The 12,820-nt window shown below is 72.4% G+C and carries 12 protein-coding genes; 8 read left to right on the top strand and 4 right to left on the bottom strand.

Annotation, left to right across the window (positions count from 1 at the left end; genetic code table 11):
* Positions 1-14 precede the first annotated feature (14 nt).
* A complete protein-coding gene (locus ACFU5O_RS17625) occupies positions 15-785 on the top strand; it encodes an SDR family NAD(P)-dependent oxidoreductase (protein ID WP_384241205.1) in 771 nt (256 codons plus the stop codon).
* A gap of 43 nt (positions 786-828) precedes the next feature.
* On the opposite strand, the gene ACFU5O_RS17620 is transcribed toward ACFU5O_RS17625, so the two are convergent.
* Genes ACFU5O_RS17620 through ACFU5O_RS17610 form a run of 3 tightly spaced genes read right to left on the bottom strand, consistent with a single transcriptional unit; the run spans position 829 to position 3,847 of the window.
* Positions 829-1,680 (bottom strand): EamA family transporter, encoded by an 852-nt coding sequence (locus ACFU5O_RS17620; RefSeq protein ID WP_384241203.1) that lies wholly within the window; start codon positions 1,678-1,680, stop codon positions 829-831.
* Positions 1,677-2,165 (bottom strand): YbaK/EbsC family protein, encoded by a 489-nt coding sequence (locus ACFU5O_RS17615; RefSeq protein WP_384241201.1) that lies wholly within the window; start codon positions 2,163-2,165, stop codon positions 1,677-1,679. The genes ACFU5O_RS17620 and ACFU5O_RS17615 overlap by 4 nt, the downstream gene beginning before the upstream one ends.
* A gap of 56 nt (positions 2,166-2,221) precedes the next feature.
* On the bottom strand, positions 2,222-3,847 hold the full coding sequence (locus tag ACFU5O_RS17610) for a penicillin-binding transpeptidase domain-containing protein (protein WP_384241198.1): 1,626 nt from the start codon (positions 3,845-3,847) through the stop codon (positions 2,222-2,224).
* A 578-nt stretch (positions 3,848-4,425) separates the two neighbouring features.
* On the opposite strand from ACFU5O_RS17610, the gene ACFU5O_RS17605 reads away from it, so the two are divergent.
* Positions 4,426-4,899 (top strand): hypothetical protein, encoded by a 474-nt coding sequence (locus ACFU5O_RS17605; RefSeq protein WP_384241196.1) that lies wholly within the window; start codon positions 4,426-4,428, stop codon positions 4,897-4,899.
* Positions 4,900-5,193: 294 nt separating this feature from the next.
* Here ACFU5O_RS17605 and ACFU5O_RS17600 read toward each other — a convergent pair whose 3' ends face one another.
* Positions 5,194-6,915, bottom strand: coding sequence for a dolichyl-phosphate-mannose--protein mannosyltransferase (locus tag ACFU5O_RS17600; protein ID WP_384241194.1), 1,722 nt, complete (start codon positions 6,913-6,915; stop codon positions 5,194-5,196).
* A gap of 75 nt (positions 6,916-6,990) precedes the next feature.
* On the opposite strand from ACFU5O_RS17600, the gene rsmI reads away from it, so the two are divergent.
* The 6 genes from rsmI (at position 6,991) to ACFU5O_RS17570 (ending at position 12,551) form a co-directional block, all read left to right on the top strand.
* Positions 6,991-7,878, top strand: coding sequence for a 16S rRNA (cytidine(1402)-2'-O)-methyltransferase (gene rsmI, locus ACFU5O_RS17595; RefSeq protein WP_384241191.1), 888 nt, complete (start codon positions 6,991-6,993; stop codon positions 7,876-7,878).
* Between the two features lie 142 nt (positions 7,879-8,020).
* Positions 8,021-8,476, top strand: a complete 456-nt coding sequence (locus ACFU5O_RS17590) for a hypothetical protein (RefSeq protein ID WP_384241189.1) — start codon at positions 8,021-8,023, stop codon at positions 8,474-8,476.
* A 42-nt stretch (positions 8,477-8,518) separates the two neighbouring features.
* On the top strand, positions 8,519-9,424 hold the full coding sequence (locus ACFU5O_RS17585; protein WP_384241188.1) for a TatD family hydrolase: 906 nt from the start codon (positions 8,519-8,521) through the stop codon (positions 9,422-9,424).
* A 111-nt stretch (positions 9,425-9,535) separates the two neighbouring features.
* Positions 9,536-10,780 carry a ubiquitin-like domain-containing protein gene (locus ACFU5O_RS17580; RefSeq protein ID WP_384241186.1) on the top strand — a complete coding sequence of 415 codons (1,245 nt, stop codon included), beginning with the start codon at positions 9,536-9,538 and terminating at the stop codon, positions 10,778-10,780.
* The gene (rsmA, locus tag ACFU5O_RS17575; RefSeq protein WP_384241184.1) at positions 10,777-11,661 is read left to right on the top strand and encodes a 16S rRNA (adenine(1518)-N(6)/adenine(1519)-N(6))-dimethyltransferase RsmA; all 885 of its coding nucleotides are present in this window, start codon (positions 10,777-10,779) and stop codon (positions 11,659-11,661) included. The genes ACFU5O_RS17580 and rsmA overlap by 4 nt, the downstream gene beginning before the upstream one ends.
* Positions 11,658-12,551, top strand: coding sequence for a 4-(cytidine 5'-diphospho)-2-C-methyl-D-erythritol kinase (locus ACFU5O_RS17570; RefSeq protein ID WP_384241182.1), 894 nt, complete (start codon positions 11,658-11,660; stop codon positions 12,549-12,551). Before rsmA ends, ACFU5O_RS17570 begins: the two co-directional genes overlap by 4 nt.
* Positions 12,552-12,820: the final 269 nt, after the last annotated feature.

The raw sequence follows: 12,820 nt of genomic DNA, 5'->3' as shown, positions 1-12,820 counted from the left end.
CGAGGTGGTGCCTGGTGAACCGTTTCGAGGGGTATGGAGTGCTGATCACCGGCGCGGGCCGGGGCATCGGCGAGGCGACCGCGCGCAGACTCGCGTCGGAGGGCGCCCGTGTCCTGGTCACGGACCTCGACGGCGAACGGGCCGCGGCCACGGCCCGGACGGTTCCGGGGGCGGCTTCCTTCCCCTGCGACGTCGCGGACCGCGATGCCGTCGAGGCGGCGGTCGCGTACGCCGTCGAGGAGTTCGGCACCCTCGACGTACTCGTCAACAACGCCTACGCCTGCGCCTCCGACACCGCGCTCCTGGAGGACCAGCCCGACGACACCTGGCAGCGGGACCTCGACATCGTTCTCACCGGCGCCTTCCGCTGCGCCCGCGCCGCCCTCCCGTATCTCGCCAAGGCGGGCGGTCGCGGCGCCATCGTCAACATCGGCTCCGTCAACGCCGAACAGGACTTCGGCAACCACGCCTACAGCGCGGCCAAGGCGGGCCTGGCCTCCCTCACCCGCACCCTCGCGGGCGACGCGGCCCCGCGGGGCGTTCGCGTGAACCAGGTCAACCCGGGCACGATCCGCACCGCGGCCTGGTCCGGCCGCGATCGGCAGCTCGACGCCCTGAGCCGCGTCTATCCCCTGGGCCGCGTCGGCACGCCGGAGGACATCGCGGCGGCGGTCGCCTTCCTGGCGTCGTCCGACGCGTCCTGGGTCACGGGCGTCACCCTGCGGGTGGACGGCGGCCTGCTGGCCGTGAACACGGGCTTCGCACAGGCGCTTTCCGAGAGCTGACGACGGCGGGTGCGATGCTCCCGGGACATCACCGCACGCGGGGTCAGCCTGCCCGCAGCATCAGTCCGATGCCCACCACCATCAGCCCCGCCGCGGCGATGCGCGGTGCGCCGAAGCGTTCCTTGAAGAAGAGCGCGCCTATCGCCGCGCCGACGATGATGGAGGACTCCCGCAGGGCCGCGATGGGGGCGAGCGGCGCCCGGGTCTGGGCCCACAGGACCAGGCCGTACGCCGCGAGGGAGAGAACCGCGCCGAGGAGGCCCCGGGACGCGTACGGGCGCATGCGGGTGAGGAGCGAGCCGCGGAAGCGGTGCCAGGCGTAGGCCGGGATCAGCAGGCCCTCCAGGATCATCAGCCAGGCGATGTAGCCGAGGGGGGTGCCGGAGGCACGGACGCCCACACCGTCGACGACCGTGTACGCGGCGATCGACAGGCCCGTGGCGAGTGCCGCCAGCAGGGCCGGCCAGTGGGGGCGGGTGTCCGTGCCGCGAAAGCCCCAGAGGGCGACGCCGACCAGTCCCGCGGAGGCGACCGCGACGCCCGCAAGCTGCCAGGGCCCTAGTGTCTCGCCGACGAACACTGCGGCCAGGACCGTCACCACGAGCGGCGCCGTGCCCCGGGCGATGGGGTACATCTGGCCGAAGTCGCCGAGGGTGAACGACCGCATCAGCAGCAGCTGGTAGCCGATGTGCAGCAGCGCGGACGCGACGAGGTACGGCCACGCCGCGGCGTGCGGGAGAGGGGTGAGGCACGCGAGCACCGCCCCGATCACGGCGGCGCCGCCCCCGATGAGCGTGAAGGCGATCAGCTGGTCCTTGATGGTGTGTGCGAGCGCGTTCCAACTGGCGTGTGTGACGGCGGCCATGAGAACCGCCGCCGCGACGAGCAGGCTCACGTGGTGCGCTCGCGGACGTCCGCCACCGTGGCTCCCGCGTGGGCGATCAGGGAGCCGGGGTCGAGCGGGAACACGGCATGCGGGTTCCCGGCCGCCGCCCACATCACGTCGTGGTCGAGGAGCCCCCGGTCGGCCAGTACCCGGGGCTTCGTACGGTGCCCGAAGGGCGGTACGCCGCCGATCGCGTACCCCGTGGTCTCCCGCACGACGGCCGCGCTCGCCCGCACCACCGCCGACACCCCCAGCTCGCGCCGCACCAGCTCCACATCCACCCGCGACGAACCGTCCAGCAGCACCACCACCGGCACCGTGTCCGCCTCGAACACCAGCGACTTGACGATGTGGGAGACGTCACAGCCGAGCGCGGCGGCTGCCTGGGCGGCGGTACGGACGGCGTCGGGGAAGCGGCGTACCTCGACCTCCAGGCCCAGCTCGCGCAGGGCCTCGGCGAACCGGGGATCGGCAGGCGTTTCTGATGAGCTCATGGCCCGCACGCTAGTGCCGGCTGTACGGGCCATGCGACCCCGTTTCCGTCCCCTGCTCAGCGTGCGTTCAGCACCGCCGCCACCAGCGGGCCCGCCGCGTCACCGCCGTGCCCGCCGGAGTCCACGACGGCGGCCGCCGCCAGGTCGTCGGCGAATCCGGTGAACCAGCTGTTGGACGTGGCGTTCCCGTCGACCTCCGCCGAACCGGTCTTCGCGCCCTTGTCCCCGCCGACCGAGGCCATCGCGCCCGCGCCGGTCCCGCTCGTCGCCGTGCGCCGCATCATGTCGCGCAGCTGCTGGGCGACCGGGCCGGGCAGGCTGCGCGACGCGGTGGCCCGCTCGCGGCCGTCCAGCGAGAGCGGGACGACGACGGGCTGCTCGAAGCTGCCGCTCTTGGCCGTGGCGGTGATGGACGCCATGTTGAGCGCGTTCATCTGGATGGTGCCCTGCCCGATGTACTGCGCGGCGGCCTCGCCCCCCGTCTCCTCCGGCACGCTGCCGTCCACGGACGGGATGCCGGTCTGCCAGTCGAGCCCGATGCCGAAGACGTCCCGGGCCTCCTTCGCCAGCGCGGCGTCGTCGTCCACCTCGTTGATCTGCTTGATGAAGGCGGTGTTGCAGGAACGTGCGAAGCTCTGCGCGAAGGTACCCCCGTCGATCTTGAAGTTGTCGAGGTTGTGGAAGGTGCGGTCGTAGTACCTGACGTCCTTCGGGCACTCGACCGTCCGGTCCGCGGCCACCAGGCCCTTCTCCAGGAGCATCGCCGCGGTCGCGATCTTCATCGTGGAGCCGGGTGCCTGCTTGCCCAGGAACGCCGCGTTCCAGCGCCCCTTGCGGTTGTTGGCGACCGCCCGCACCTCGCCCGTGCTCGGCTTGATCGCGACGACCGACGAGTCGCTGTACTTCGTCACCGCTCTCTCGGCGGCCGCCTGCACGTCCGCGTCGAGCGTCGTCGGAAGCTCGCCCGGTTCGCCCTTGGAGAGGGTGAGCAGCGTCCGGTCCGCCGCCTGCTCGGCGCCACCCTCGATGACGAGCTCGATCCCCGCCTTGCCGCCCGCCTTGTCGCCGTACTTCTGGCGCAGCTGGTCCAGGACCGGCCCGAGCGAGGGGTACTTCTCCTTCGTGAGCTCCTTGCCGTTGCGGTCCACCGCCTTGATCGGAGGCTCTGAGGCGGGCCCGGTCCGCAGCGACTCGCCCTTGCCCAGCTCCGGATGGACGACCGACGGCTGCCAGTCGACGAGTGGCCGGCCGCTCGTCAGACCGCGTACGACGGTGAGCTCGGACGCGTACGCCAGCGGCTTTCGCTGTCCCTCGTACGAGACGACCGCACTGACGCTGAACGGCACCTTCGCGCCGACCGGCTGTCCCGGTGTCAGCTTCACACCGGTGATGTGCGCGCTGTCCTCGTACCCGGCGAGCGCGGGCTCCGCCTCGGCCGCGTTGTTGGTCAGACCGGCCGCCGCCACCGCGTCGCCGCCCGCCCACGCGGCGAGGAAGTCCTTCGCGGTCGTGCGTATCTCCTCGGCGCTGGGCGGCCCCGTCTCCCTGGTCGACAGGGTCCCCGCGTCCGTGCCGCTGCCGTCTCCTCCGTCCGCCAGCACGCTGTACGCGCCGTAGGACACCCCTCCCGCGAAGACGATGAATGCGCCGCCGATGACGGCGACTTTCGCTCCACTGCGCATTGCTCCAGTCCCTCCCCAGTGGTGCCGGGTCCCGGTGCGGTCCCTCGGCCCATGAACATGAACGCGTTCAAAGTGGACCCGCTCACGATAAGTGGCAGCAGTGACCGTGGGGACGCCCGTTACCGGACCGGAATCGGAGAGGTCTAGACCCGCCCGGTGGACCGCACCCCGTTCCGCCGGGAATCCGGTCCTGCGTGACGGGGGCGACGGTGACGGGCGTGGCGCGATCGGGCCCCCGCCTGACAAGGGCCACCCTGCTGCGGCCCGTCCGGTTCGCACATCGTCGGTCCGGAGCCCGGGCCGGTCGCGCACGGCGCCGGGGGTCGGTTCTCCGGCCTGCCGGGGTGACCTCCCGTCATATGTGCCCACCTCGCCCCCCAATCGGGCGGGGGCACGGGGCCCTGTCCGGCATGGCGCCGGGGCCGACGGCGTGATGTGCCGGATGCTGATGGCCTCCGAACCTGCAGGAGATTCCTTTGAACCACCCCGGCCCTCAAGGAACGCGGACTTCGGCATCCACCGGTGCGGGCAACGCGTCTGCCGGTCAGCCTGGGGTCATCGGTATTGCACTCGCCGCCGTGCTGGCGGCTGCACTTGCGCAGGGTTCCTGGCAATGGTTCGCCACCTACATCGGGGTAACGCTCCTTGCGGTGGTCTTCGCCTTCTATCGACTGCCGGCATGGACGCCCGGCATCCGATCTTCGTACGCGCGGAATCTGGCCGCGTTTTCGCTGGTCGTCGGCCTCTGCGTGGCGATCGCACTGGCCCCCGTGCTGCAGCGCTGGGCCTGGCTGTTTCCGATGTCAGGCACCCGTGGCGGGTGCTCCGAGCTGGGCAGGTACGAGGCCATGCGGACGGCCGCCGCGCTGGCGAACCTGGCCGTCCGCGACAGCACGGCCCTGGCCCACGCGCAGAAGGCCCAGAGCCATGACGCCGTTGCCGTCTGCCTGGCAGCCACGACGACCCAGTGGCTGCCCCTGTACGCGATCGGGGCAGCCGTGTTGGTAGGTGCGGGCGCGTGGTTCCGCGACCGGGCCCGGGCAGGAAGGTGACCCGGCGGAAACCCTCCTCGCCAGGGCCGGCGGACGTGTGAGCGAGCCAGGACGGCACGACGTGGCTGCCAGGGCGTCGACCTCGGGCCTACGGTGACGAACGGTGTGCCCGCCGCATCCGCACGGACCGGCGACACCGGCGCTCGGGAGCGTTCCAACGGATCCTGCGTCATCAGCACGGGATCGCCACGGACCGGATGTGGGCCGTCGAAGGGCCCGATGGGGCCCGGCAATGACCGAACATCGCCTGCCGGGGTGCGGCGGCCCGCCGCGCCCCGGCAGGCGATGTCCCTGCTAGACCCAGGTGTCCAGCCACATCCTGTTGCGCCACTCGTCCATCGGGATCGACTGCCCCGTGTAGACCGGCCAGAAGTAGATGAAGTTCCAGATGATGAGCAGGACCAGCACCCCGGCGCCCACCGCGCCGATCGTTCTGCGCCGCTCGTCCGAGCCCGGTGGGCCCACGATCGCGCCGATCATCATCGCGACCGCGAGACAGAGGAACGGCACGAAGACGACCGCGTAGAAGAGGAAGATCGTGCGTTCCTGGTAGAAGAACCAGGGCACCCAGCCGGCGGCGACCCCGCAGGCGATCGCACCCGCGCGCCAGTCCCGGCGGAACGCCCAGCGCCACAGGACGTAGAGCAGTGCGAAGCACCCGGCCCACCACAGCAGCGGGGTGCCGATCGCCAGGACCTCGCGGGCGCACTTGTCCACCGTGGTGGCCGGGCAGCCGTCCTGGCCGGCGGCCGGGTCCTCGTAGAAGTACGAGACGGGGCGGCCCAGGACGATCCAGCTCCAGGGGTTGGACTGGTACGTGTGACCGGACGTCAGATTGACGTGGAAGTTGTAGACCTCTGTCTCGTAGTGCCAGAGGCTGCGCAGCCAGTCGGGCAGCCAGGACCAGGCCCCGCCCGGCGACTCCTTCTGCGCCCAGTCGCGGAAGTAGCCCTTGTCCGTGACGATCCAGCCCGTCCAGGAGGCGACGTAGGTGCCGATCGCCACCGGCACCGTCGAGACGAACGCCGGGAGGAGGTCGCGCCGCAGGACCGCCCGGTACGGACGCATCGCGCCCGCCGTACGCCGGGCGCCCACGTCCCACAGCACCGTCATCAGGCCGAAGGCGGCCAGGATGTACAGGCCGTTCCACTTCGTGGCGAAGGCCAGGCCCAGCATCACGCCGGCCGCGATCCGCCACGGCCGCAGGCCCAGGCGGAGGTTCTCCGCGACCCCGGCGTCCGGCCGCAGCACGCCCTCCTCGTCCACCGGCAGCGCGGCGGCAAGCCGCCGTCGCGCCCGGTCGCGGTCGATGAGCAGACAGCCGAACGCGGCCAGCACGAAGAACATCAGCGGCAGGTCGAGCAGCGCCGTACGGCTCATCACGAAGTGCAGACCGTCCGCGGCGAGCAGCGCGCCCGCGAGGCAGCCCAGGAACGTCGAGCGGAACAGCCTGCGCCCGATCCGGCAGAGCATCAGCACCGACAGCGTGCCGAGCACGGCCACCATGAAGCGCCAGCCGAAGGGCGTGAAGCCGAACAGCTGCTCGCCGAGCCCGATGACCCACTTGCCGACCGGTGGGTGCACCACATAGCCCGGCTCCACCGGGACGGTGACCGCGTTCGGATCGGAAAGAATCGACTTGTCGATGTCCTTCGGCCAGGAGCCCTCGTACCCCTGGTTGACCAGCGCCCAGGCGTCCTTCGCGTAGTACGTCTCGTCGAATATCACCGCCTTGGGGCTGCCGAGCTTCCAGAACCGCAGCAGCCCTGCCACCAGTGCCACCAGCAGCGGGCCGCCCCACGCCGACGCGCGCTCGGCGGTACGGGCGGCCGCCGGTGGCACGCCGAGCACCGACCACAGGCGCCCGGACGGGCGGTTGTACGGCGGTACGAGCCGTTCGCGCAGCCCGGGAACCGGCCGCGGCGCATGGCCGAATCTGCGCAGGCGCTGCTGCCAGGAGGGTGGCTCTTCCACGGCATCCGTCCCCTGCAGGGCCTGTGGGGCAGTACTGGTCACCGCGCCATCGTAGGGAACGCGTCTGTGCGCCGGGGCGCCGCACGCAGTACGGCGGGAGTGTCCCGCCCTGCGAGGATGGCTCCTGTGACTGGATCGGTGACTGGAACGCTCGTACTCGCAGGGACGCCCATCGGCGACGTGGCGGACGCCCCGCCACGGCTGGCGGCGGAGCTGGAGACCGCCGATGTGGTCGCGGCGGAGGACACCCGGCGGCTGCGCCGTCTCACCCAGGCGCTCGGGGTGCACACGAGCGGCCGGGTCGTTTCCTACTTCGAGGGCAACGAGTCGGCCCGTACGCCCGAACTGGTCGAGGCGCTGGAGGGCGGCGCCAGGGTGCTCCTCGTGACCGACGCCGGGATGCCCTCCGTCTCCGACCCCGGTTACCGCCTGGTCGCGGCTGCCGTGGAGAAGGACATCAGGGTCACCGCCGTACCCGGCCCCTCCGCGGTGCTGACGGCTCTCGCGCTGTCCGGGCTGCCCGTGGACCGCTTCTGCTTCGAGGGCTTTCTGCCGCGCAAGGCGGGCGAACGGCTCGGCAGGCTGCGCGAGGCCGCGGACGAGCGCCGCACGCTCGTCTATTTCGAGGCGCCGCACCGTCTCGACGACACGCTCTCCGCCATGGCCGAGGTGTTCGGCAGCGACCGCAGGGCCGCCGTCTGCCGCGAGCTGACCAAGACGTACGAGGAGGTCAAGCGCGGCGGTCTCGGCGAGCTGGCGCAGTGGGCGGCGCAGGGCGTACGTGGCGAGATCACCGTCGTGGTGGAGGGCGCGCCCGCCGCCGGGCCCGCCGGGCTGGACGCGGACGAGCTCGTGCTCAGGGTGCGGGTGCGCGAGGAGGCCGGGGAGCGGCGCAAGGAGGCGATCGCCGCCGTGGCCGCCGAGGCGGGGCTGCCCAAGCGCGAGGTGTTCGACGCCGTGGTGGCCGCGAAGAACGCGGAGCGGACGGGTCCCGGCCAACGGTAAAGGGCTAACCTGAAAAGCAAAGCGCAGACCGTCGGACCGGCCCCCCGGGCATGGAAAGGCCCAATTCCCGTCCAACAATCGACAGGGCCTGATGCGCTCCCGCCGTACAAGGCGTCCACTGGTCCGGTGGAGAGGAGCTCACATGAGTGAGATCACGGGTATCCGCATCGTCCACGAGGCCTACGCCTTCGCGTGCATGCGCTGCGGATACGGCTGGGAGCAGGCCTACGAGATAGAGCACCACACCGACGCCTCGGGGCATGACTTCATCGTCTACAAGGCCGACGGAGCGCACGTTCCCTCGCCGCTGTCCCGGCCGAGGTGCCTGAACTGCGACGGACACACGGTACGCATCATGCGGTCGGGCCAGGTCTCGTCGGTGATGAACACGCTGAACGAGCTGTACCACTATCCCGTCGCGCCGGGCATCGCGGGCCCTGTTCCGGCGACCCACTCACCGGCCGTGAAGGCGGCGGACGCGGCGCAGCCCGCCGCGGCGGCGCCTGCGGCCCTCCCGGACGAGGCTGTGGCGCCGGTACGCCGCAGGCGCCTGTCCGGTCTGTTCCGCTCCTCACAGCGCGGGCAGCAGCAGAAGTAGGCCCCAGGGGCTCGTTCGGGGGCGGCCCTTAGGATCGCGTTCATGAGCCACCGGTCCAAGGAAGTCCCTCCGCCGCTGCCCGCGCCCCTGGGGGTGCCGGTGGCCGATTCGCACACCCACCTGGACATGCAGAGCGGCACCGTCGAGGAAGGCCTTGCCAAGGCCGCCGCGGTCGGTGTGACGACGGTCGTCCAGGTGGGCTGTGACATCAAGGGCTCCCGCTGGGCGGCAGAGACGGCCGCCGCGTACGAGAACGTGCACGCGGCCGTCGCCCTGCACCCGAACGAAGCGCCACGCATCGTGCACGGGGACGGTGGGGGTACCTCCCAGCCCCCCGGGGCTGGGGGAGGCCGGTCGCGCCAGGGGGCCAGGGAGGCCGGCGGCGACGCGGCCCTCGACGACGCACTCAGCGAGATCGACCGGCTTGCCGCCCTCGAACAGGTGCTGGCCGTAGGAGAGACCGGGCTCGACTTCTTCCGTACCGGGCCCGAGGGCGTCGCCGCCCAGGAGGCGTCCTTCCGCGCCCATATCGAGATCGCCAAACGGCACGGCAAGGCACTCGTCATTCACGACCGGGACGCCCACGCCGATGTACTGCGCGTCCTCGCCGAGGAAGGCGCCCCCGACCGGACCGTGTTCCACTGCTACTCGGGTGACGCGGACATGGCCCGGATCTGCGCGGACGCCGGTTACTTCATGTCGTTCGCCGGCAATGTGACGTTCAAGAACGCCCAGCCGCTGCGCGACGCACTCGCCGTCGCCCCGCAGGAACTCGTCCTGGTGGAGACCGACGCGCCCTTCCTGACGCCCGCGCCCTATCGCGGGCGGCCCAACGCCCCGTATCTCGTCCCGGTGACGGTCCGGGCGATGGCCGCCGTCCGGGGGATCGAAGAGGACGCCATGGCGGAGGCGATCGCGGCGAACACGGCACGCGCGTTCGGCTACTGACCGGCAGGTCGGAGCGCGCTCCGGGGAGCGAAAGCACCCGGCGGAGAGCGGCGACACCGAGTGACCGGGGTGCTTGGGAGAGTGACGGGGCTCCGCTAGGGTCCCGGCGTCGTGAGCACTTCGCAGGGCGTTGAGCGTGCCGAAGGCGCCGCGGACAGCGCCGTGGACGGCGCCGGGACGCGCCGCGCCACCCACCGCCGCGGAACCGGCCGGCTCGCCCTCGGTTCCGCCGAAGGACTGCGCCGTATCGTCCCGCAGGCTCTCGTCGTCGCGGTTCTCGCGGGTGGTGCGACCGCCTTCGTCGCCGCGGACAAGGACGTCCGGCTCAGCGTCGACGGCACGGCCCGCTCCCTGCACACCTTCGCCGGGGACGTGGAGGAGCTGCTCGCCGACGAGGGGCTGGCCGTCGACGAGCACGACATCGTCGCCCCGCCGCCCGGCACCCCGCTCGCCGGCGGCGACGAGATCGTCGTCCGCTTCGGCCGGCCCCTCACCCTCACCCTCGACGGCCACCGACGCCAGGTGTGGACGACCGCCCGCACCGTCGAAGGCGCCCTGCACCAGCTCGGGGTGCGGGCCGACGGCGCCTTCCTGTCCGCCTCCCGCTCCATGCCGATCTCCCGCAAGGGCCTCGCGCTCGACGTACGTACCGAGCGGACCGTCACCGTCACCGCCGGCCGCCGGGAGCGGACGATCCGTACGAACGCGGCGACGGTCCGGGAAGCGATCGAGCAGGCCGGGCTCGCCCTGCGCGGCCAGGACACCACCTCCGTGCCGCCCGGCAGCTTCCCGCGCGACGGGCAGACCGTCACCGTCACGCGGATCACCGTGGGCAGGCAGGTGCGCGAGGAGCCCGTCCCCTACGACACCGTCAGGATCCAGGACCCTGGTCTGCGCGCGGGCACAGAGGCCGTCGTACAGCGCGGGCGCAACGGCGTCCGCCGCGTCACCTACGCCCTGCGCACCGTGAACGGGGTCAGGCACAAGCCCAGGAAGATCTCGGAGGAGGTCGTCCGCGCGCCCGTGACCCGGCGGATCAAGGTCGGCACCATGACGGGAGGGGAGGCAGGCGCAGAGGCGGGCTCCAGGCGGTTCCCGGACTCCGCCGCGGGGTCGGACGGGCTCGACTGGAACGCGCTCGCCCGGTGCGAGTCGGGCGGCCGGCCCGACGCGGTCGACCCTTCGGGGACCTACGGCGGGCTCTACCAGTTCGACACCGGGACCTGGCGCTCGATGGGCGGCGTGGGCAGACCGCAGGACGCATCGGCGCAGGAACAGACGTACCGGGCCAAGAAGCTCTACCGGCAGCGGGGGCCGGGCCCGTGGCCGCACTGCGGCCGTAGGCTGTACCGGTGAGCACCACCGATCCCGATGCCCTTCTCGGCCCCGCCGACATCCGTGAACTGGCCGCAGCGCTTGGCGTACGCCCCACCAAGCAGCGCGGCCAGAACTTCGTCATCGACGCCAACACGGTCCGCCGGATCGTCCGCACCGCAGAGGTGCGCCCCGACGACGTGGTGGTGGAGGTCGGCCCCGGGCTCGGCTCGCTCACCCTCGCGCTGCTGGAGGCGGCGGACCGGGTGACGGCCGTCGAGATCGACGACGTGCTCGCGGCCGCCCTGCCCACGACCATCGCCGCGCGGATGCCCGCGAAGAAGGACCGCTTCGCCCTGGTGCACTCCGACGCCATGCACATCCAGGAGCTGCCGGGCCCGGCGCCGACCGCGCTCGTCGCCAACCTCCCGTACAACGTGGCCGTGCCGGTGCTGCTGCACATGCTGGAGCGCTTCCCGACCATCGAGCGCACGCTCGTGATGGTCCAGTCGGAGGTCGCCGACCGGCTCGCCGCCCGGCCCGGCAACAAGGTGTACGGCGTTCCTTCCGTCAAGGCCAACTGGTACGCGGAGGTCAAGCGCGCCGGAGCGATCGGCCGCAACGTCTTCTGGCCCGCGCCGAACGTCGACTCGGGCCTCGTGTCGCTCGTGCGCCGCACGGAGGCGGTCAGCACCACCGCGTCCAGGACCGAGGTCTTCGCCGTCGTCGACGCGGCCTTCGCGCAGCGCCGCAAGACCCTGCGCGCCGCGCTCGCCGGATGGGCGGGCTCCCCGGCGGCCGCCGAGGCCGCGCTGGTCGCGGCCGGGATCTCGCCGCAGGCGCGGGGCGAGGCGCTGACGGTGGAAGAATTCGCACGCATCGCAGAGCACAGGACCGCGCACGAGGGGGAGTCGGGCAAGTGAGCGTCACCGTACGGGTACCGGCCAAGGTCAACGTCCAGCTGGCCGTGGGCGGGGCCAGGGACGACGGGTACCACGACCTGGCCAATGTCTTCCTCGCCGTCGGGCTGTATGACGAGGTCACCGTCACCCCGGCCGATGCGCTGACCGTCAGCTGCTCGGGACCGGACGCGGACCAGGTCCCGCTCGACCGTACGAACCTCGCCGCACGGGCCGCGGAACTGCTCGCCGCCCGGCACGGCATCGACCCGTCCGTCCACATCCACATCGCCAAGGACATCCCCGTCGCGGGCGGCATGGCGGGCGGCAGTGCCGACGGCGCCGGTGCGCTGCTGGCCTGCGACGCCCTGTGGGGTCTCGGTTCGCCGACGTCCGAACTCCTCGACATCTGCGCCGAACTCGGCAGCGACGTGCCGTTCAGCCTGGTCGGCGGAGCGGCGCTGGGCACCGGCCGGGGCGAGCGGCTCACCGTCCTGCCCGTCGGTGGTGCCTTCCACTGGGTGTTCGCGGTCGCCGACGGGGGACTGTCGACGCCCGCCGTGTACCGGGAGTTCGACCGGCTGAACGCAGACCTGGACGTGCCGGCACCGGTCGCCTCCACGGTGCTCCTCGACGCCCTGCGCAGTGGTGACGCGGCAGCCCTGGCCGGTGCGCTGGTGAACGATCTGCAGCCCGCCGCGCTCTCCCTGCGCCCGTCCCTCGCGGACACGCTGACGGCCGGCACCGAGGCGGGCGCGCTGGCCGGGCTGGTCTCCGGGTCCGGGCCGACCACGGCGTTCCTCGCCAAGGACGAGACGGCGGCCCGGGGGATCGCCGACGCGCTGCTGGCCTCACGCACCTGCCGCACGGCTCGGGTGGCGGCGGCCCCGGCGACCGGCGCGACGGTTCTGTAGCCGCGGGTGCCTCCCCGGGCCCGTACGGCTGAGGCCGCGGTCCGCGCGCTCCCGGGACCGCCTTCGGGCCCGGGTGTCCGTCCTGAGCCCACCCGGACTCCGTCCGGAGGGACCCACGAGGGGCCGAACCGGCCCCGGACGGAGCGGCACCCGGACCTTCGAGGAGCGGAGGTCGGGGACGGAGCCCCGGTCCGGGACCCGGGCCTGAATCCACGTACTCAGACCGCAGTTGAGTACGGGAGCGCTGGCGCCCGCAGGGCGTGCGGCGC

The organism is Streptomyces sp. NPDC057445, from assembly GCF_042802855.1.
In the GTDB taxonomy this organism is placed as follows: Bacteria; Actinomycetota; Actinomycetes; order Streptomycetales; family Streptomycetaceae; genus Streptomyces.
Note: the sequence above shows the minus strand (reverse complement) of the source record. Positions and strands in the feature narration are given on the sequence as shown.